We start from the raw sequence: 12,707 nt of genomic DNA on the forward strand, positions 1-12,707 counted from the left end.
CGGTCCGGTCGTCTCACCGGACCCGGCTGCCCCCAGCTTCGACCGCTCCTCTGCGACGGAGCGGCGGCGCGGGACTCACACCCGCACACGGGTCACAGCGCCTCGTGGCGCACGGTCTCCCACCTCCGCTCGAATCAACAGCGCCTCACGGCGCACCGGATGGAACGCGAAACCCTTCTTCCAGGTGCGGGTCGCGTCTTCCTTGTCCGAATGCGCGGTGACCAGGGTGGCGTCCAGGTCGATCACTACCTGCCCGGCCTGGACCGGCGCGCCGGCGACCTGCCACACCCGCTCCCGACCCGCCGCCCGCGCCGCACTGATCGCGGCCACGGCGGCGTCAGCGTCCGTGGCCAGACGAGTGATCAGCCGCGAGACCGTCGGGTCCGAGGCGCCCGGCCCGAACACCCCGGGCTGGGCGCGCAGCACCGCGATATCGGCGGCGGCGTCCCCGCCGAGCGCGACCGCGACCGCGAGGTCGGCCACGATCTTGCCCGGATCATGGGTTGCGCACGGCAGCCGCCACGGGCCGAGCAGCCTCGACAGCTGCCTGGCCAGGCCGCTGCGGCGAGCCGTCTCGACCAACAACACCCCACCGGCGTGCGACACCAGCGACTCGCCGCCGGCGATCACGAACAACCAGGGACGCAAGTCCTTATGCTTCACCCGCGAGGTGCCTCTCAGCTCGATGTGATCAGGTCTCGACAACCACGATCAAACCGTGCTGAGCAGGCACTTTCGCGCATCCAGGGGCTGCGTGTCGCTCACAAGATCAAAGTCGGTGAAAGCCCGATGCTAGTGGGGCGGCGGCAGCAGGGCGTCGATCTCCTCGTCGCCTGTCGGCGGCTCGTGGCGCGTCCGCGCTCCCGCAGCGATCAGCACCGCGACCGTGGCGGGGTAGTCGCCGTCGGGCGCCCGGTTGTGCTGAGCGCCCCACACGGCGCAGTCCAGCGGCGTGGGTCCCTCGTCGTCGAAGGCGCAGTCGGTGAGGTCGGCCCCGCGCTCGACGAGCAGCCGCACCGTGTCGGCGCGGCCGTGCATCGCCGCCTGGTCGAGCGGAGTGAAGTTGCTCCAGCCGCGGGTGTCGACGGCCGACCCGGCGTCCAGCAGCGCCCGCACGACCTCGGTCCGCCCCAGCAGCGCGAGCTGGCCGAGCAGCCAGCCGGAGCCGTCGCCCGGGATGCCGGGCATCGGTGGCGGCGCGGCCGGGAGCCGGTCGGACTCCCCGCGCGCGACCGCGAGCACCGCGGTGTCGACGGCGTCGAGTTCCGCCGCCGCCCCGTGCGCGACGAGCAGGTCGTACGCCGCCAGGTGGCCGCAGCGGGCCGCCACCGCGAGCGGGCGGTGCTCGGCGTCGGGGTGGGGGAGGTTCACGTCGGCGCCCGCGTCGATCAGCATCTGCAGGATCGGGACACCGCGCCCCCGGCCGATCGCCCAGTGCAGGCAGCCGAGGGCGTTGACGTCGACGCCGCGCTCCAGGAACCACGCGAGCCCGCCGGCGTCCTCGAAGTCCAGCTTGTGGATCACCAGGCGCTCGAAGCCGGGCCGGTGCAGCAGGTCGAGGAACGCCCGGTCCGACTGTTCGCACGCGTGGTAGAACGCGTCCTCGTCGGGTGTCGAGCCGCGGTCGAGGAGCAGCCGGACCAGCGCGAGGTCGTGGCGCTCGACGGCCTCGAACAGCGCCGACCGGAACCACCCGCCGCCGTCCTGGGCGCTGCGGCTGTCCGGGTCGGCTCCCGCGTCGAGCAGGATCTCGGTGCACCGCCGGACGTCGCCGGGGGTGCCGGTGGAGCGGGTCAGCAGCACGAGCAGCGGGGCCACCCCGTCGAGCGGTTCGCCGGCGACGCCACGGTCGGCCGCGAGGATCGCGGCGAGCGCATCGGCGTCAGCGAGCACGAGCGCGCGCTCGATGCCCTCCAACCCGCCAGCCTGCACGACGTGGACCAGCCGGGGCCAGCTGTCGAACCCGTACTCGCGGGCCAGTTCGTGCTGGGCGCGGCTCAGCGGGATCCCCCGCTCACGGCCGCGGGCCTTGGCCTGCTTGCGCAGGTGCTCCAGCGACGGGCGCACAGGGAGAGTGGGCACGGCGAACCTCGTTTCGGGCCCGCGTCCGCGTGGCCGGGCCGAGGTCCGTCCCGATGGCGACGTGCTGCTGCCGGTGGGATCGTCCCTTCCCCGCGGACCGGGTGCGTCCGGCGAACGCCGCCCGAGCGTAGCGCGTAGCGTTGACCCATGCGCGGCTTCTCCACCAACGCCATCCACGCGGGCCAGGAGCCCGACCTCACCACCGGGGCCGTGATCCCGCCGATCCATCCGTCGTCGACGTTCGCCCAGGACGGGGTGGGCGGCCTGCGTGCGGGCTACGAGTACTCGCGCAGCGCCAACCCCACCCGCACCGCCCTGCAGGAGTGCCTCGCCGCCCTCGAGGGCGGGCGGCACGCCGTGGCGTTCGGCTCCGGGATGGGCGCGTCCGACGTCCTGCTGCGGGTGCTGCTCAAGCCCGGCGACCACGTCGTGATCCCGCACGACGCCTACGGCGGCACGTTCCGGCTGGTCGACAAGGTCCTGACGCAGTGGGGCGTGGAGTACACGCCCGTCGACCTCGGTGACGTGGAGGCGCTGCGTGCCGCGGTGCGCCCCACCACGCGCGTCGTCTGGTGCGAGACGCCCACCAACCCGCTGCTCGGCATCGCCGACATCGCCGTCCTGGCCGACGTCGCCCGCGGGGCGGGTGCGCGGCTCGTCGTCGACAACACGTTCGCGTCGCCGTACCTGCAGAACCCGCTGGCCCTCGGGGCCGACGTGGTGCTGCACTCCACCACCAAGTACGTCGGTGGCCACTCCGACGTCGTCGGCGGCGTGCTGGTCACCGGCGACGACGAGATCGCCGAGCGGGTGCGGTTCACCCAGAACTCCGTCGGGTCGGTGCCCGGCCCGTTCGACGCCTGGCTGACGCTGCGCGGGGCGAAGACGCTCGCCGTCCGCATGGAGCGGCACAGCGACAACGCCGAGCGCGTCGTGGAGCTGCTCGCCGGGCACGGCGCGGTCGAGAAGGTGCTCTACCCGGGCCTGCCGGACCACCCGGGGCACGAGGTGGCGGCGAAGCAGATGCGCCGCTTCGGCGGGATGGTGTCGTTCCTCGTGGCGGGCGGCCGCGAGGCTGCGCTGCGCGTGTGCGGGGCCACTGAGATCTTCACGCTCGCCGAGTCGCTCGGCGGCGTGGAGTCGCTGATCGAGCACCCCGGCGCCATGACGCACGCCTCGGTGGCGGGCTCCGCGCTCGAGGTCCCGGACAACCTGGTCCGCCTGTCGGTGGGCATCGAGGACGTCGAGGACCTGATGGACGACCTGCGCCAGGCCCTCGACGCCGCAGGCCGCTGACGCACGGCACACACCGCCCAGGAACGGCACACACTGCCGGCGCTGTGTGCGGACCCGGCTCGGTGTGTGCGGTGGCGCGGCGTCAGCCCTTGGCCGGGGTGCCCGGCTCCGGGGACGTCCCGGGCAGCGGCGCCGGATCGGGCACCACGATGTCACCCGGCGCGATGCACCCGCCGACCAACTCGTAACCGTCGGCGCGCAGCTCGTAGCGCCCGGGCTCGTCGCAACCGGCGTTCTGGACCGTGACCGTCGCGACGCCGGCGAGCGCAGCGGCCACGAGCAGCGGCGCCATCGCCCGCAGCCGTGTCATCCCGACCTCCCCCGAAGCGGCGCGCCCGGCGTGCCGCCCTCTTGCCGTCCGAGGTTACCGGTGCACGGGCGCACGCGCCGCGACGGCAGCGGTACACCCGACGGTGCGAGGATGCCCGGATGGACACCGCGCCACACGTTGCCGTGCCCCCGGTCGGACTCGACGAGATCCGGGCGGCCCGTGAACTGCTCACCGGGGTCGCGTCGCTGACGCCGGTGGCCGGGTCCCGGGCGCTCTCCGAGCGCTGCGGCGGACCGGTCTGGTTCAAGTGCGAGAACCTGCAGCGCACCGGCTCGTTCAAGATCCGCGGCGCGTACACCCGCATCGCACGGCTCGACGCGGAGCAGCGGGCGGCCGGCGTGGTCGCGGCGAGCGCGGGCAACCACGCACAGGGCGTGGCCCTCGCGGCCCAGATGCTCGGGATCCGCGCCACCGTCTTCATGCCGGAGCGGGCGGCGATCCCCAAGGTCGGCGCCACCCGCGGCTACGGCGCCGACGTGCACCTCGTCGGCGAGACGATCGACGGCAGCATCGCCGCCGCCATCGACTTCGCCCGGGAGACGGGCGCGGTCTTCGTGCACCCGTTCGACCACCCGGACATCATCGCCGGGCAGGGCACCGTCGGGTTGGAACTCCTCGAGCAGGTTCCCGACGTGCGCACCGTGCTCGTGTGCACCGGCGGGGGCGGGTTGATCGGCGGCGTCGCCGCGGCCGTCAAGGCGCAGCGCCCGGACGTGCGCGTGGTCGGCGTGCAGGCGGCCGGCGCGGCGGCCTGGCCGGCCTCGCTCGCGGCCGGCGGGCCGGTGGCGCTCGACGCGATGCGCACGATCGCCGACGGGATCGCGGTCGGACGGCCGGGCGACGTCACGTTCCCGCAGGTCGCAGCGCTCGTCGACGAGATCTTCACGGTGGACGAGGACGCGCTGTCGCAGGCGCTGCTGCACTGCCTGGAACGGGCCAAGCTGCTCGTGGAGCCCGCAGGTGCGGCGGCGGTGGCCGCGCTGCTCCAGCACCCGGACCGCTTCGAGACCCCCGCCGTGGCTGTGCTCTCCGGCGGCAACATCGACCCGCTCGTGCTGCTGCACGTGATCCAGCACGGCATGGCGTCGGCGGCGCGCTACCTGTCGCTGAGCGTGCGGGTGGGGGACCGGCCCGGTGCTCTCGCCGAGCTCCTCGCGCTGGTGGGGTCGCACGGCGCCAACGTGCTCGACGTGTCCCACTCCCGGATCTCCGGGACGCTCCCGATGGGGGACGTCGAGGTGGCGCTCGCACTCGAGACCCGCGGCCCGGAGCACTGCGCGGAGGTGGTGAAGGCCCTGCACGCCGCCGGCCACGCCGTTTCCGACGTGGCCGACGGGTGGGACAGTGGGAACTAGGCCCGGAACGGCTCGGCGGAGACCAGCGAGACGGACATGTTGCCGCCGTCGGGAAGCTGGTACTCGCGGGTCTCGCCGACCCGGGCGCCCATCAGGGCCGCGCCGAGCGGTGAGTTCGGCGAGATCACCTGCAGGTCGCCGTGGCTGCCCTCCTCGCGGGAGCCCAGCAGCACGGTCTCGGTGTCCTCGTCGTCGTAGCGGATCTTGAGGACCATGCCGGGGGAGGCGATGTCCGAGCTGGTGGGTGCGGTGCCGACCTGGGCGGTGCGCAGCAGCTCCTGGAGCTGACGGATCCGCGCCTCCTGCTGCCCCTGCTCCTCGCGCGCGGCGTGGTAGCCACCGTTCTCCTTGAGGTCGCCCTCCTCACGACGAGCGTTGATCTCGGCAGCGATGACGGGGCGGTTCGCGATCAGCTCGTCGAGTTCGTGCTTGAGCCGGTCGTAGGCATCCTGGGTCAGCCAGGTCACCTTCGTGTCCGTCACGGTCATCACTCCTCCAGCCTGTGCGGGTCCATGGGCACGGACCGTCTGCCCGCGGACAGGGCCGCCCGGTGCGAGCGGCCCCGTGCTCGAAGGCGGCAAAGCCCCGAGTAAGGAAAAACACGACCCGCCTGCGGGCCGTGTGTGTTCACACCGTAACACGGAGCCAGCCGCTCATCGCAGCCATTCGACGAACGGTCAGGGGATCGCGGAAGTTCCCTCAAAGTGGATTCGTGCAGGTGACGGCCCTACCGTCCGGATTCACACCGGGTCACACTCGCCCATTCGGGCGCATCGCCTACCGCTCATCGTAGCCGCCACGGCCGGGGGCGGGACGTGCTGGGCCGACCGGTGCCCACGCGGCAGCGGGTCGCGGCCGCGCGCCCACGCGATCGTTGCTGAGCGTCACCGGAACGCGGGAAGCACGGGCGGGTCCGCGGCGTTGGAACACGGTGGCGGGAAATCGTCGGGGTGCTCTGCCACGATCGTCCCCGGCGGCACACCGCCCACCGATCGCTCATTCCCGGAAGGACCCGGCCGACCTCATGTCGTCACCCGACCCGAACAGCGGCTCGCTGCGGCTCATGACCGTGCACGCGCACCCCGACGACGAGTCGAGCAAGGGCGCGGCAACCACTGCCCGCTATGTCTCCGAGGGCCACGAGGTCATGGTCGTCACGTGTACCGGCGGCGAGGCCGGGAGCATCCTCAACCCGGCGATGGAGCGGCCAGAGGTGCTGGCGAACATGACGGCCGTCCGGCGCGAGGAGATGGCGCGCGCCGCCGAGATCCTCGGCGTGCAGCACCGGTGGCTCGGCTTCGTCGACTCCGGCCTGCCCGAGGGCGACCCGCTGCCCCCGCTGCCCGAGGGCTGTTTCGCCCTGCAGGATCGCGAGGTCGCCACCAGGCCGCTGGTCGCGCTCATGCGTGAGTTCCGCCCGCACGTCGTCGTCACCTACGACGAGAACGGCGGCTACCCCCACCCCGACCACATCCGCTGCCACGAGATCTCGATGGCGGCGTTCGAGGCCGCGGGCGACCCCGACCGCTTCCCCGGCACGGGCGACCCGTGGCAGCCGCTCAAGCTGTACTACTCCCACGGGTTCTCCAAGGCCCGGATGGTGGCGTTCCACGAGGCGCTGCTGGCCCGCGGGCTCGAGTCGCCCTACGTCGAGTGGCTGGAGAAGTGGCCGGCCGACCGCGCCGACCCCGCCGATCGGGTCACCACCCGCGTGGAGTGCGGCGAGTGGTTCGACGTGCGCGACAAGGCACTGCTGGCGCACGCCACGCAGATCGACCCCAGCAGCCGGTGGTTCTTCGTGCCCCTGGAGATCCAGCGCGAGGTCTGGCCCACCGAGGACTACGAGCTCGTGCGCAGCTTCGTCGACGCCCCCACCCCCGAGGACGACCTGTTCGCCGGGATCGGGGCCCACGTGCCGGTACGCCCGGCCGTCTGACCGGCGCGTACCGTGGCGATGTGGGTGAGTTGATGCTCGTCCCGGGTGCCCCCGAGAGCACCGGGACCGCGGTCGTGGCGGTGCCGGTGCAGAGCCCGGAGCCGCCGCCGGGGCAGGGCGAGGAGTTCGGCAAGGCCTCGCCCGTCGCGCTCGTCGTCATCGTGCTGCTGGGGCTCGCCACCGTCCTGCTGATCCGGTCGATGTCCAAGCGGATCCGGCGTCTGCCGGCGAACTTCAACGGCGGGCAGCCGGAGTCGGGCGGGGAGAAGAAGAAGGACGGCGAGGGCGACGGCCCGGCGGCCTGACCGCCGCCCGGTACCGCGCGCTGCGACCGGTGCCGGTCCCTGACACGCTGGGGGACATGCCCAACCGGCTCGCCGCTGCTACCAGCCCGTACCTGCTCCAGCACGCCGACAACCCCATCGACTGGTGGGAGTGGTCCGACGAGGCGTTCGCCGCGGCGGCCGACCGGGACGTGCCGGTGCTGCTCTCGGTCGGCTACGCCGCCTGCCACTGGTGCCACGTGATGGCGCACGAGTCGTTCGAGGACGCCGCCACCGCCGAGCAGGTGAACGCCGGCTTCGTCGCCATCAAGGTGGACCGCGAGGAGCGGCCCGACATCGACGCCGTCTACATGTCGGCCACGCAGGCGATGACCGGGCAGGGCGGCTGGCCGATGACGTGCTTCCTCACCCCGGCCGGCGAACCGTTCCACTGCGGCACGTACTACCCCTCCACACCGCGACACGGCATGCCGTCGTTCCGGCAGCTGCTCGATGCCGTCACGACCGCATGGCGGGAGGACGGGGCCCGCGTCCGGGGCGCCGCCGGGGAGATCGCCGCCCGGCTGGTCGACAACGCCACCGTCTCGTTGCCGCCCGCCCCCGTCGGACCTGAGGAGCTGGAGCGCGCGGCCGCCGGGCTCTCGGCGCAGTTCGACGAGGGCGCGGGCGGGTTCGGCGGCGCGCCGAAGTTCCCACCATCGATGGTGCTGGAGTTCCTGTTGCGCCACCACGAGCGCACCGGCTCCGGCGACGCCCTGCGCATGGCCGCCCTGACCGGCGAGGCGATGGCCCGGGGCGGGATGTACGACCAGCTCGCCGGCGGGTTCTCCCGCTACAGCGTCGATGCACAGTGGGTCGTGCCGCACTTCGAGAAGATGCTGTACGACAACGCGCTGCTGTTGCGCGTCTACGCCCACCTGGCGCGGCGCACCGAGGTGTCGCTGCCACGGCGGGTCGCCGACGAGACCGCGGCGTTCCTCCTGCGCGACCTGCGCACCGCCGAGGGCGGCTTCGCCTCGGCGCTCGACGCCGACACCGAGGGCGTCGAGGGCCTGACCTACGCCTGGACGCCCGCGCAGCTGCGCGAGGTGCTCGGTGACGAGGACGGCGAGTGGGCGGCCGCGCTGCTGACCGTCACCGACTCGGGCACGTTCGAGCACGGCTCGTCCACGCTCCAGCTGCTGCGCGACCCCGATGACCCCGCGCGGTGGGACCGGATCCGGGCCGCGCTCCTCGCGTCCCGCGACACGCGGCCGCAGCCCGCCAGGGACGACAAGGTCGTCACGGCCTGGAACGGACTGGCGATCCTCGCGCTCGCCGAGGGTGGCGCCGCGACCGGACGGCCGGAGTGGATCGCGGCGGCGGCCGAGGCGACGGAACTGCTGCTCCGGCTGCACCTGGTGGACGGACGGCTGCGCCGCTCGTCCCGCGACGGTGTGGTGGGCGCGGCGGCCGGCGTCCTCGAGGACTACGCCTGCCTGGCCGACGGGCTGCTCGCCCTGCACCAGGCCACCGGCTCTCCGCGCTGGCTGCGCGCCGCCACCGACCTGCTCGACGTCGCGCTGCAGCACTTCGCCGACCCCGAGCGCCCTGGCACGTTCTACGACACCGCCGACGACGCCGAAGCGCTGCTGCACCGTCCGCACGAGATCACCGACAACGCGACGCCGTGTGGGAGCTCCGCGCTGGCGTCGGCGCTGCTCACGGCGTCGGTGCTGGTGGACGACCCGACGCGGTATCGGGCTGCCGCGGAAGACGCCCTCCGCGCCGCAGGCGTGGTGGCGGAGAAGCACCCGCGGTTCGGCGGGCACTGGCTCACAGCGGCCGAGGCGATGGTGCGGGGACCGCTGCAGGTGGCCGTCGTCGGCGCCGGCGACGATCCCGCGTGCGCCCGGCTGGTCGCGCACGCCCGCCACATCGCGCCGGGCGGCACCGTCGTCGTCCCGGGCGAGCCGGACGCGGAGGGTGTGCCGCTGCTCGCCGACCGCCCGCTCGTTCACGGCGGCCCGGCGGCCTACGTGTGCCGCGGTTTCGTCTGCGAACGCCCGTCCAGGACCCTCGAGGAGCTGACGGCGAGCCTCGTCCTCCGCCCCTGACCCACGGTCCCCCATCCCGCGAGTCGGGCTCTGAGTGCGCGCGAGTCGGGGCCTGGACGCGAGCTGACCGGGGGGAGCCAGCGCGTCCCAGCCGGACGTACACCGCGACTCGCGCGCATGGGGACCGCGACTCGCGCATGGGGACCCCGATTCGCGCGCACGGATCGCCCGACTCGCGCGCACGGATCGCCCGACTCGCTCGCCAGTTCGTGCCGACTCGCGGGTTCGCCTCCGGCGAACGGCTGCTTGCAGCACGCGTAGCGGTGTAATCTGGTAATCGGACGACGCGAGTGGAGGTGCGGGATGTCCGGACGGATGCATCGCGGCTGGTTGGGGCCGGGAGGACGGAGCCGTGGGCCGGGTCGCGGCGGGTGGCAGCAGGCCGACCTGCCCGGCGCCGACGACGCCGCGGCCTGGTTGCAGGGGCGGCTGCCGGACGGGTGGTTCGTCGGCGCGCCCGAGGTGACGATCGACCGCGAGGAGATTCTCATCGTCGGCGCGCTGCCGCCGCTCGAGGGGGAGTTCCCCGACACGGAGGCAGGCCGAGCCGACCGGGCGGCTGCCGTGGCCGGGCGGATCTCACGGTTCCGGGAGACCACCCGCGACGAGCGGATCGAGATCGCACGGCAGGCCGAGCACCGCTACCAGCGGAAGGTGGCCTGGGGCGCCCGGCTCGATGACACGGTCGAGCTGTTCACGGTGGCGTCGGTGCCGGTCATGACGCGACTGCGCCAGCCCGAGCGGATCGTGCTGGACACGCTCGTGGACTCGGGCGTCGCGCGGTCCCGCTCGGACGCCCTGGCCTGGGCGGTCCGCCTCGTCGGGCAGCACGCCGACGAGTGGCTGGGCGAGCTGCGCGAAGCCATGGCGAAGGTCGACGAGCTGCGCGCGAAGGGCCCGACCGGCGAGGGCACCTGACCGGCGGGTCAGAACAGTGCGAGCCAGATCGCGATGTGGTGGCAGATCGCCGCGAGCACCGTGGCGGCGTGGAAGAACTCGTGGTAGCCGAATGTGGCGGGCCACGGGTTCGGCCGCCGGGTGGCGTAGAAGATCGCGCCGATTGTGTAGAGCAGGCCGCCGGTGAGCAGCAGGACGAGCGCCGCGACCCCGCCGTTGACGAGCATGTCGGGGAGGACGAAGACGGCCACCCAGCCCAGCGCGATGTAGATCGGGACACCGATCCAAGCCGGCGCGTGCGGCCACACGGTCTTCAGGACCACACCCGCGAGCGCGCCCGCCCATACCACCACCAGCACCCAGCGGGCGGTGGCGGGATCCATGGCGAGTGCGGCCACCGGAGTGTACGTGCCCGCGATGAACAAGAAGATCATCGAATGGTCGAGCCGCTTCATCACGGCCCGGCTCCGGGTCGTTCGCCACGTGCGGCGGTGGTACAGCGCGCTCGTGCCGAACAGCCCGAGGATCGTCACGCTGTACACCGAGGTGGCGAGTGCAGCGCCCGCACCGACCAGCGCGGCGGACACCGCGATCAGCGTGGCGCAGGCCGCGATCGAGCCGGCGAACGACCAGAAGTGGAGCCACCCGCGCATCCGCGGCTTGACGAGCGGTGCGCCGGTGGGAGGGGTGGAAAGGGTCCCAGCGCTCACGCCCCCGAGATTACGGCACATGCGGTGCGGGCGTGGTGTCGTCGAGGTGAAGCCGCCCACCGGTCCGGGCCGTCCCCCGGGCGGGCGTACGCTGTTCGGCCGTGGGCGTGCGCGACCTGCTGTACTCGGTATACGAGCGCAAGCTCAGCCGCGAGCTGAGCAGGGCGGGCGGTGGCGTGCGCCCGCGGCACGTCGCGCTGATGCTCGACGGCAACCGGCGGTGGGCCCGTGACGCGGGCTTCGTCGACGTCAACGACGGCCACCGGGTGGGCGCCGCGAAGATCACGGACCTGCTCGACTGGTGCGAGGAGGCCGGCGTCGAGGTCGTCACGCTGTGGTTGTTGTCCACCGACAACCTGAAACGGCCCGCCGACGAGCTCGAGCCGCTGCTCGAGATCATCACCGACGTCGTCGACGAGCTCAGCGGCCCGACGACGAGGTGGCGTCTGCGCGTGGTGGGCGCACTGGAGATGCTGCCCCTGGGGATGGCCGACCGCTTGACGGCCGCCGCGGCGCGCACGGTCGGGCGCCCTGGCCTGGAGCTCAACGTGGCGGTCGGCTACGGGGGACGCCAGGAGATCGCGGACGCTGTCCGCAAGTTGTTGCTCCAGCACGCGGAGTCGGGCACCTCGATCGAGGAACTCGCCGAGGTGCTGGACGTCGACCACATCGCCGCGCATCTGTACACCTCCGGCCAGCCCGACCCCGACCTCGTCATCCGAACATCGGGGGAGCAGCGGCTGTCGGGGTTCCTGCTGTGGCAGTCCGCCCACTCGGAGTTCTGGTTCTGCGAGGCGTACTGGCCGGAGTTCCGGCGCGTCGACTTCCTGCGCGCGATCCGCGACTACGCCGCCCGCCATCGGCGTTTCGGATCCTGACGACCTGTTGACGCAAGATGGCGCCGGACGTGAGGCCGGCGCCATCTTGCGTCAACGATTCTGTAGATCAGTCGTCGATGTTCTGCTTGACGACCTCGTCCATGTCCAACTCGTCGGACTCGTCGGACTCGTCGGACTCGTCGGACTCGTCGGACTCGTCGGACTCGTCGGACTCGCAGGTGCGCTGCCCGTTGACCTCCGAGTCGTCCTCTGAGCCTTCGCCGCTGGTGGCTTCACCGTCGCCCAGGACGCCCGCCGCGGGTGCGACGTCCTCGACGTCGACGGCGAGGACCGGGACGTCGGTGTTGCAGCCCTGGGCCGCGACGTCGGCGTCGTTGTCCGCGAGGTTGGCGAGGAGGCCGCCGGATTCGCTGCTGTTGTCGGTGCTCTCGATGTTCTGGCCGTCGTCGTTCACCGCCAGTGCCAGCGGCGTCACCGCGAGCAGACCGGCAGTGGCCGCGGCCACGATGATTCCTGCCTTCTTCAGCACAGTTGATCTCCTGTTTAAGTGATCCGGAGTCGAGCCGGAGCCGATCACATTCAAGTCGGCGCGCTGAGCGGGGGAGCCGCGCGGACACCGAGCAAATTATCTGCCGCGCCGGGGCACGCCAAATTTCTTAACCCGATCGTGTCGGTCCGGTTGTCGGTGATTGGTTACGCACCCTTTCAAGCGTATTGTCTCGGCATACGCGGCCGGTTCGCCTGGGTGCGGGCCCAGGGCCCCGGCGTTCTGGCCGTTTGGGCGTGATGTCCGGTTCCAGCTCTGGGTTGGCGTTGGGTGAGGGACCCGGTGTGATGGGCGAGCGCGACCCCTGGTGATCTTCAGGTGCTGAAGCCAGAAG

The 12,707-nt window shown here is 72.6% G+C and carries 12 protein-coding genes and 1 pseudogene; 7 read left to right on the top strand and 6 right to left on the bottom strand.

What is annotated here, in order from left to right:
* Positions 1 to 153: 153 nt before the first annotated feature.
* Together KME75_RS34915 and KME75_RS34920 are read right to left on the bottom strand one after the other, a co-directional pair.
* Positions 154 to 663: pseudogene (locus KME75_RS34915) on the bottom strand (transposase); the annotation flags it as partial.
* A gap of 129 nt (positions 664 to 792) precedes the next feature.
* The gene (locus tag KME75_RS34920) at positions 793 to 2,082 is read right to left on the bottom strand and encodes an ankyrin repeat domain-containing protein (RefSeq protein WP_308283366.1); all 1,290 of its coding nucleotides are present in this window, start codon (positions 2,080 to 2,082) and stop codon (positions 793 to 795) included.
* A gap of 147 nt (positions 2,083 to 2,229) precedes the next feature.
* On the opposite strand from KME75_RS34920, the gene KME75_RS34925 reads away from it, so the two are divergent.
* A complete protein-coding gene (locus KME75_RS34925) occupies positions 2,230 to 3,378 on the top strand; it encodes a cystathionine gamma-synthase (RefSeq protein WP_219419214.1) in 1,149 nt (382 codons plus the stop codon).
* A gap of 82 nt (positions 3,379 to 3,460) precedes the next feature.
* Here the strand turns inward: KME75_RS34925 and KME75_RS34930 are convergent, their stop codons facing one another.
* Positions 3,461 to 3,688: a hypothetical protein gene (locus KME75_RS34930; protein ID WP_219419215.1), complete on the bottom strand. Its 228-nt coding sequence runs from the start codon at positions 3,686 to 3,688 to the stop codon at positions 3,461 to 3,463.
* 119 nt (positions 3,689 to 3,807) lie between these two features.
* Here KME75_RS34930 and ilvA point away from each other — a divergent pair, with 119 nt between their 5' ends.
* A complete protein-coding gene (gene ilvA / locus KME75_RS34935) occupies positions 3,808 to 5,064 on the top strand; it encodes a threonine ammonia-lyase (protein ID WP_246633437.1) in 1,257 nt (418 codons plus the stop codon).
* Here the strand turns inward: ilvA and greA are convergent.
* Complete coding sequence (greA, locus tag KME75_RS34940) at positions 5,061 to 5,546, bottom strand: transcription elongation factor GreA (protein WP_219419216.1); 486 nt, start codon at positions 5,544 to 5,546, stop codon at positions 5,061 to 5,063. The two genes, ilvA and greA, sit on opposite strands and share 4 nt — an antisense overlap.
* 542 nt (positions 5,547 to 6,088) lie before the next feature.
* On the opposite strand from greA, the gene mca reads away from it, so the two are divergent.
* The 4 genes from mca to abmR all read left to right on the top strand — a co-directional run bounded on the left by mca (position 6,089) and on the right by abmR (position 10,298).
* The gene (gene mca, locus KME75_RS34945; RefSeq protein WP_246633439.1) at positions 6,089 to 7,000 is read left to right on the top strand and encodes a mycothiol conjugate amidase Mca; all 912 of its coding nucleotides are present in this window, start codon (positions 6,089 to 6,091) and stop codon (positions 6,998 to 7,000) included.
* A gap of 20 nt (positions 7,001 to 7,020) precedes the next feature.
* Positions 7,021 to 7,305 (top strand): hypothetical protein, encoded by a 285-nt coding sequence (locus tag KME75_RS34950; RefSeq protein WP_308283367.1) that lies wholly within the window; start codon positions 7,021 to 7,023, stop codon positions 7,303 to 7,305.
* A gap of 56 nt (positions 7,306 to 7,361) precedes the next feature.
* The gene (locus tag KME75_RS34955) at positions 7,362 to 9,380 is read left to right on the top strand and encodes a thioredoxin domain-containing protein (RefSeq protein WP_219419217.1); all 2,019 of its coding nucleotides are present in this window, start codon (positions 7,362 to 7,364) and stop codon (positions 9,378 to 9,380) included.
* A gap of 315 nt (positions 9,381 to 9,695) precedes the next feature.
* Positions 9,696 to 10,298: an ATP-binding transcription factor AbmR gene (abmR, locus tag KME75_RS34960; RefSeq protein WP_246633441.1), complete on the top strand. Its 603-nt coding sequence runs from the start codon at positions 9,696 to 9,698 to the stop codon at positions 10,296 to 10,298.
* An 8-nt stretch (positions 10,299 to 10,306) separates the two neighbouring features.
* Here abmR and trhA read toward each other — a convergent pair whose 3' ends face one another.
* The gene (gene trhA, locus KME75_RS34965) at positions 10,307 to 10,930 is read right to left on the bottom strand and encodes a PAQR family membrane homeostasis protein TrhA (RefSeq protein WP_246633442.1); all 624 of its coding nucleotides are present in this window, start codon (positions 10,928 to 10,930) and stop codon (positions 10,307 to 10,309) included.
* Positions 10,931 to 11,094: 164 nt separating this feature from the next.
* On the opposite strand from trhA, the gene KME75_RS34970 reads away from it, so the two are divergent.
* Positions 11,095 to 11,865, top strand: a complete 771-nt coding sequence (locus KME75_RS34970; RefSeq protein WP_219419225.1) for an isoprenyl transferase — start codon at positions 11,095 to 11,097, stop codon at positions 11,863 to 11,865.
* 67 nt (positions 11,866 to 11,932) lie between these two features.
* On the opposite strand, the gene KME75_RS34975 is transcribed toward KME75_RS34970, so the two are convergent.
* Entirely contained in the window at positions 11,933 to 12,355 is a 423-nt protein-coding gene (locus tag KME75_RS34975) for a hypothetical protein (RefSeq protein ID WP_219419220.1), read from the bottom strand.
* Positions 12,356 to 12,707 lie beyond the last annotated feature (352 nt).

This window comes from Pseudonocardia nigra (assembly GCF_019396355.1).
GTDB classification, from domain to species: domain Bacteria; phylum Actinomycetota; class Actinomycetes; order Mycobacteriales; family Pseudonocardiaceae; genus Pseudonocardia; species Pseudonocardia nigra.

Bases quoted from the DNA above. Each gene is read 5' to 3' on its own strand.
- KME75_RS34925 (WP_219419214.1), top strand. From the start codon at position 2,230: ATGCGCGGCTTCTCCACCAACGCCATCCACGCGGGCCAGGAGCCCGAC.
- KME75_RS34930 (WP_219419215.1), bottom strand. From the start codon at position 3,688: ATGACACGGCTGCGGGCGATGGCGCCGCTGCTCGTGGCCGCTGCGCTC.
- ilvA (WP_246633437.1), top strand. From the start codon at position 3,808: ATGGACACCGCGCCACACGTTGCCGTGCCCCCGGTCGGACTCGACGAG.
- mca (WP_246633439.1), top strand. From the start codon at position 6,089: ATGTCGTCACCCGACCCGAACAGCGGCTCGCTGCGGCTCATGACCGTG.
- KME75_RS34955 (WP_219419217.1), top strand. From the start codon at position 7,362: ATGCCCAACCGGCTCGCCGCTGCTACCAGCCCGTACCTGCTCCAGCAC.
- abmR (WP_246633441.1), top strand. From the start codon at position 9,696: ATGCATCGCGGCTGGTTGGGGCCGGGAGGACGGAGCCGTGGGCCGGGT.
- trhA (WP_246633442.1), bottom strand. From the start codon at position 10,930: ATGCGCGGGTGGCTCCACTTCTGGTCGTTCGCCGGCTCGATCGCGGCC.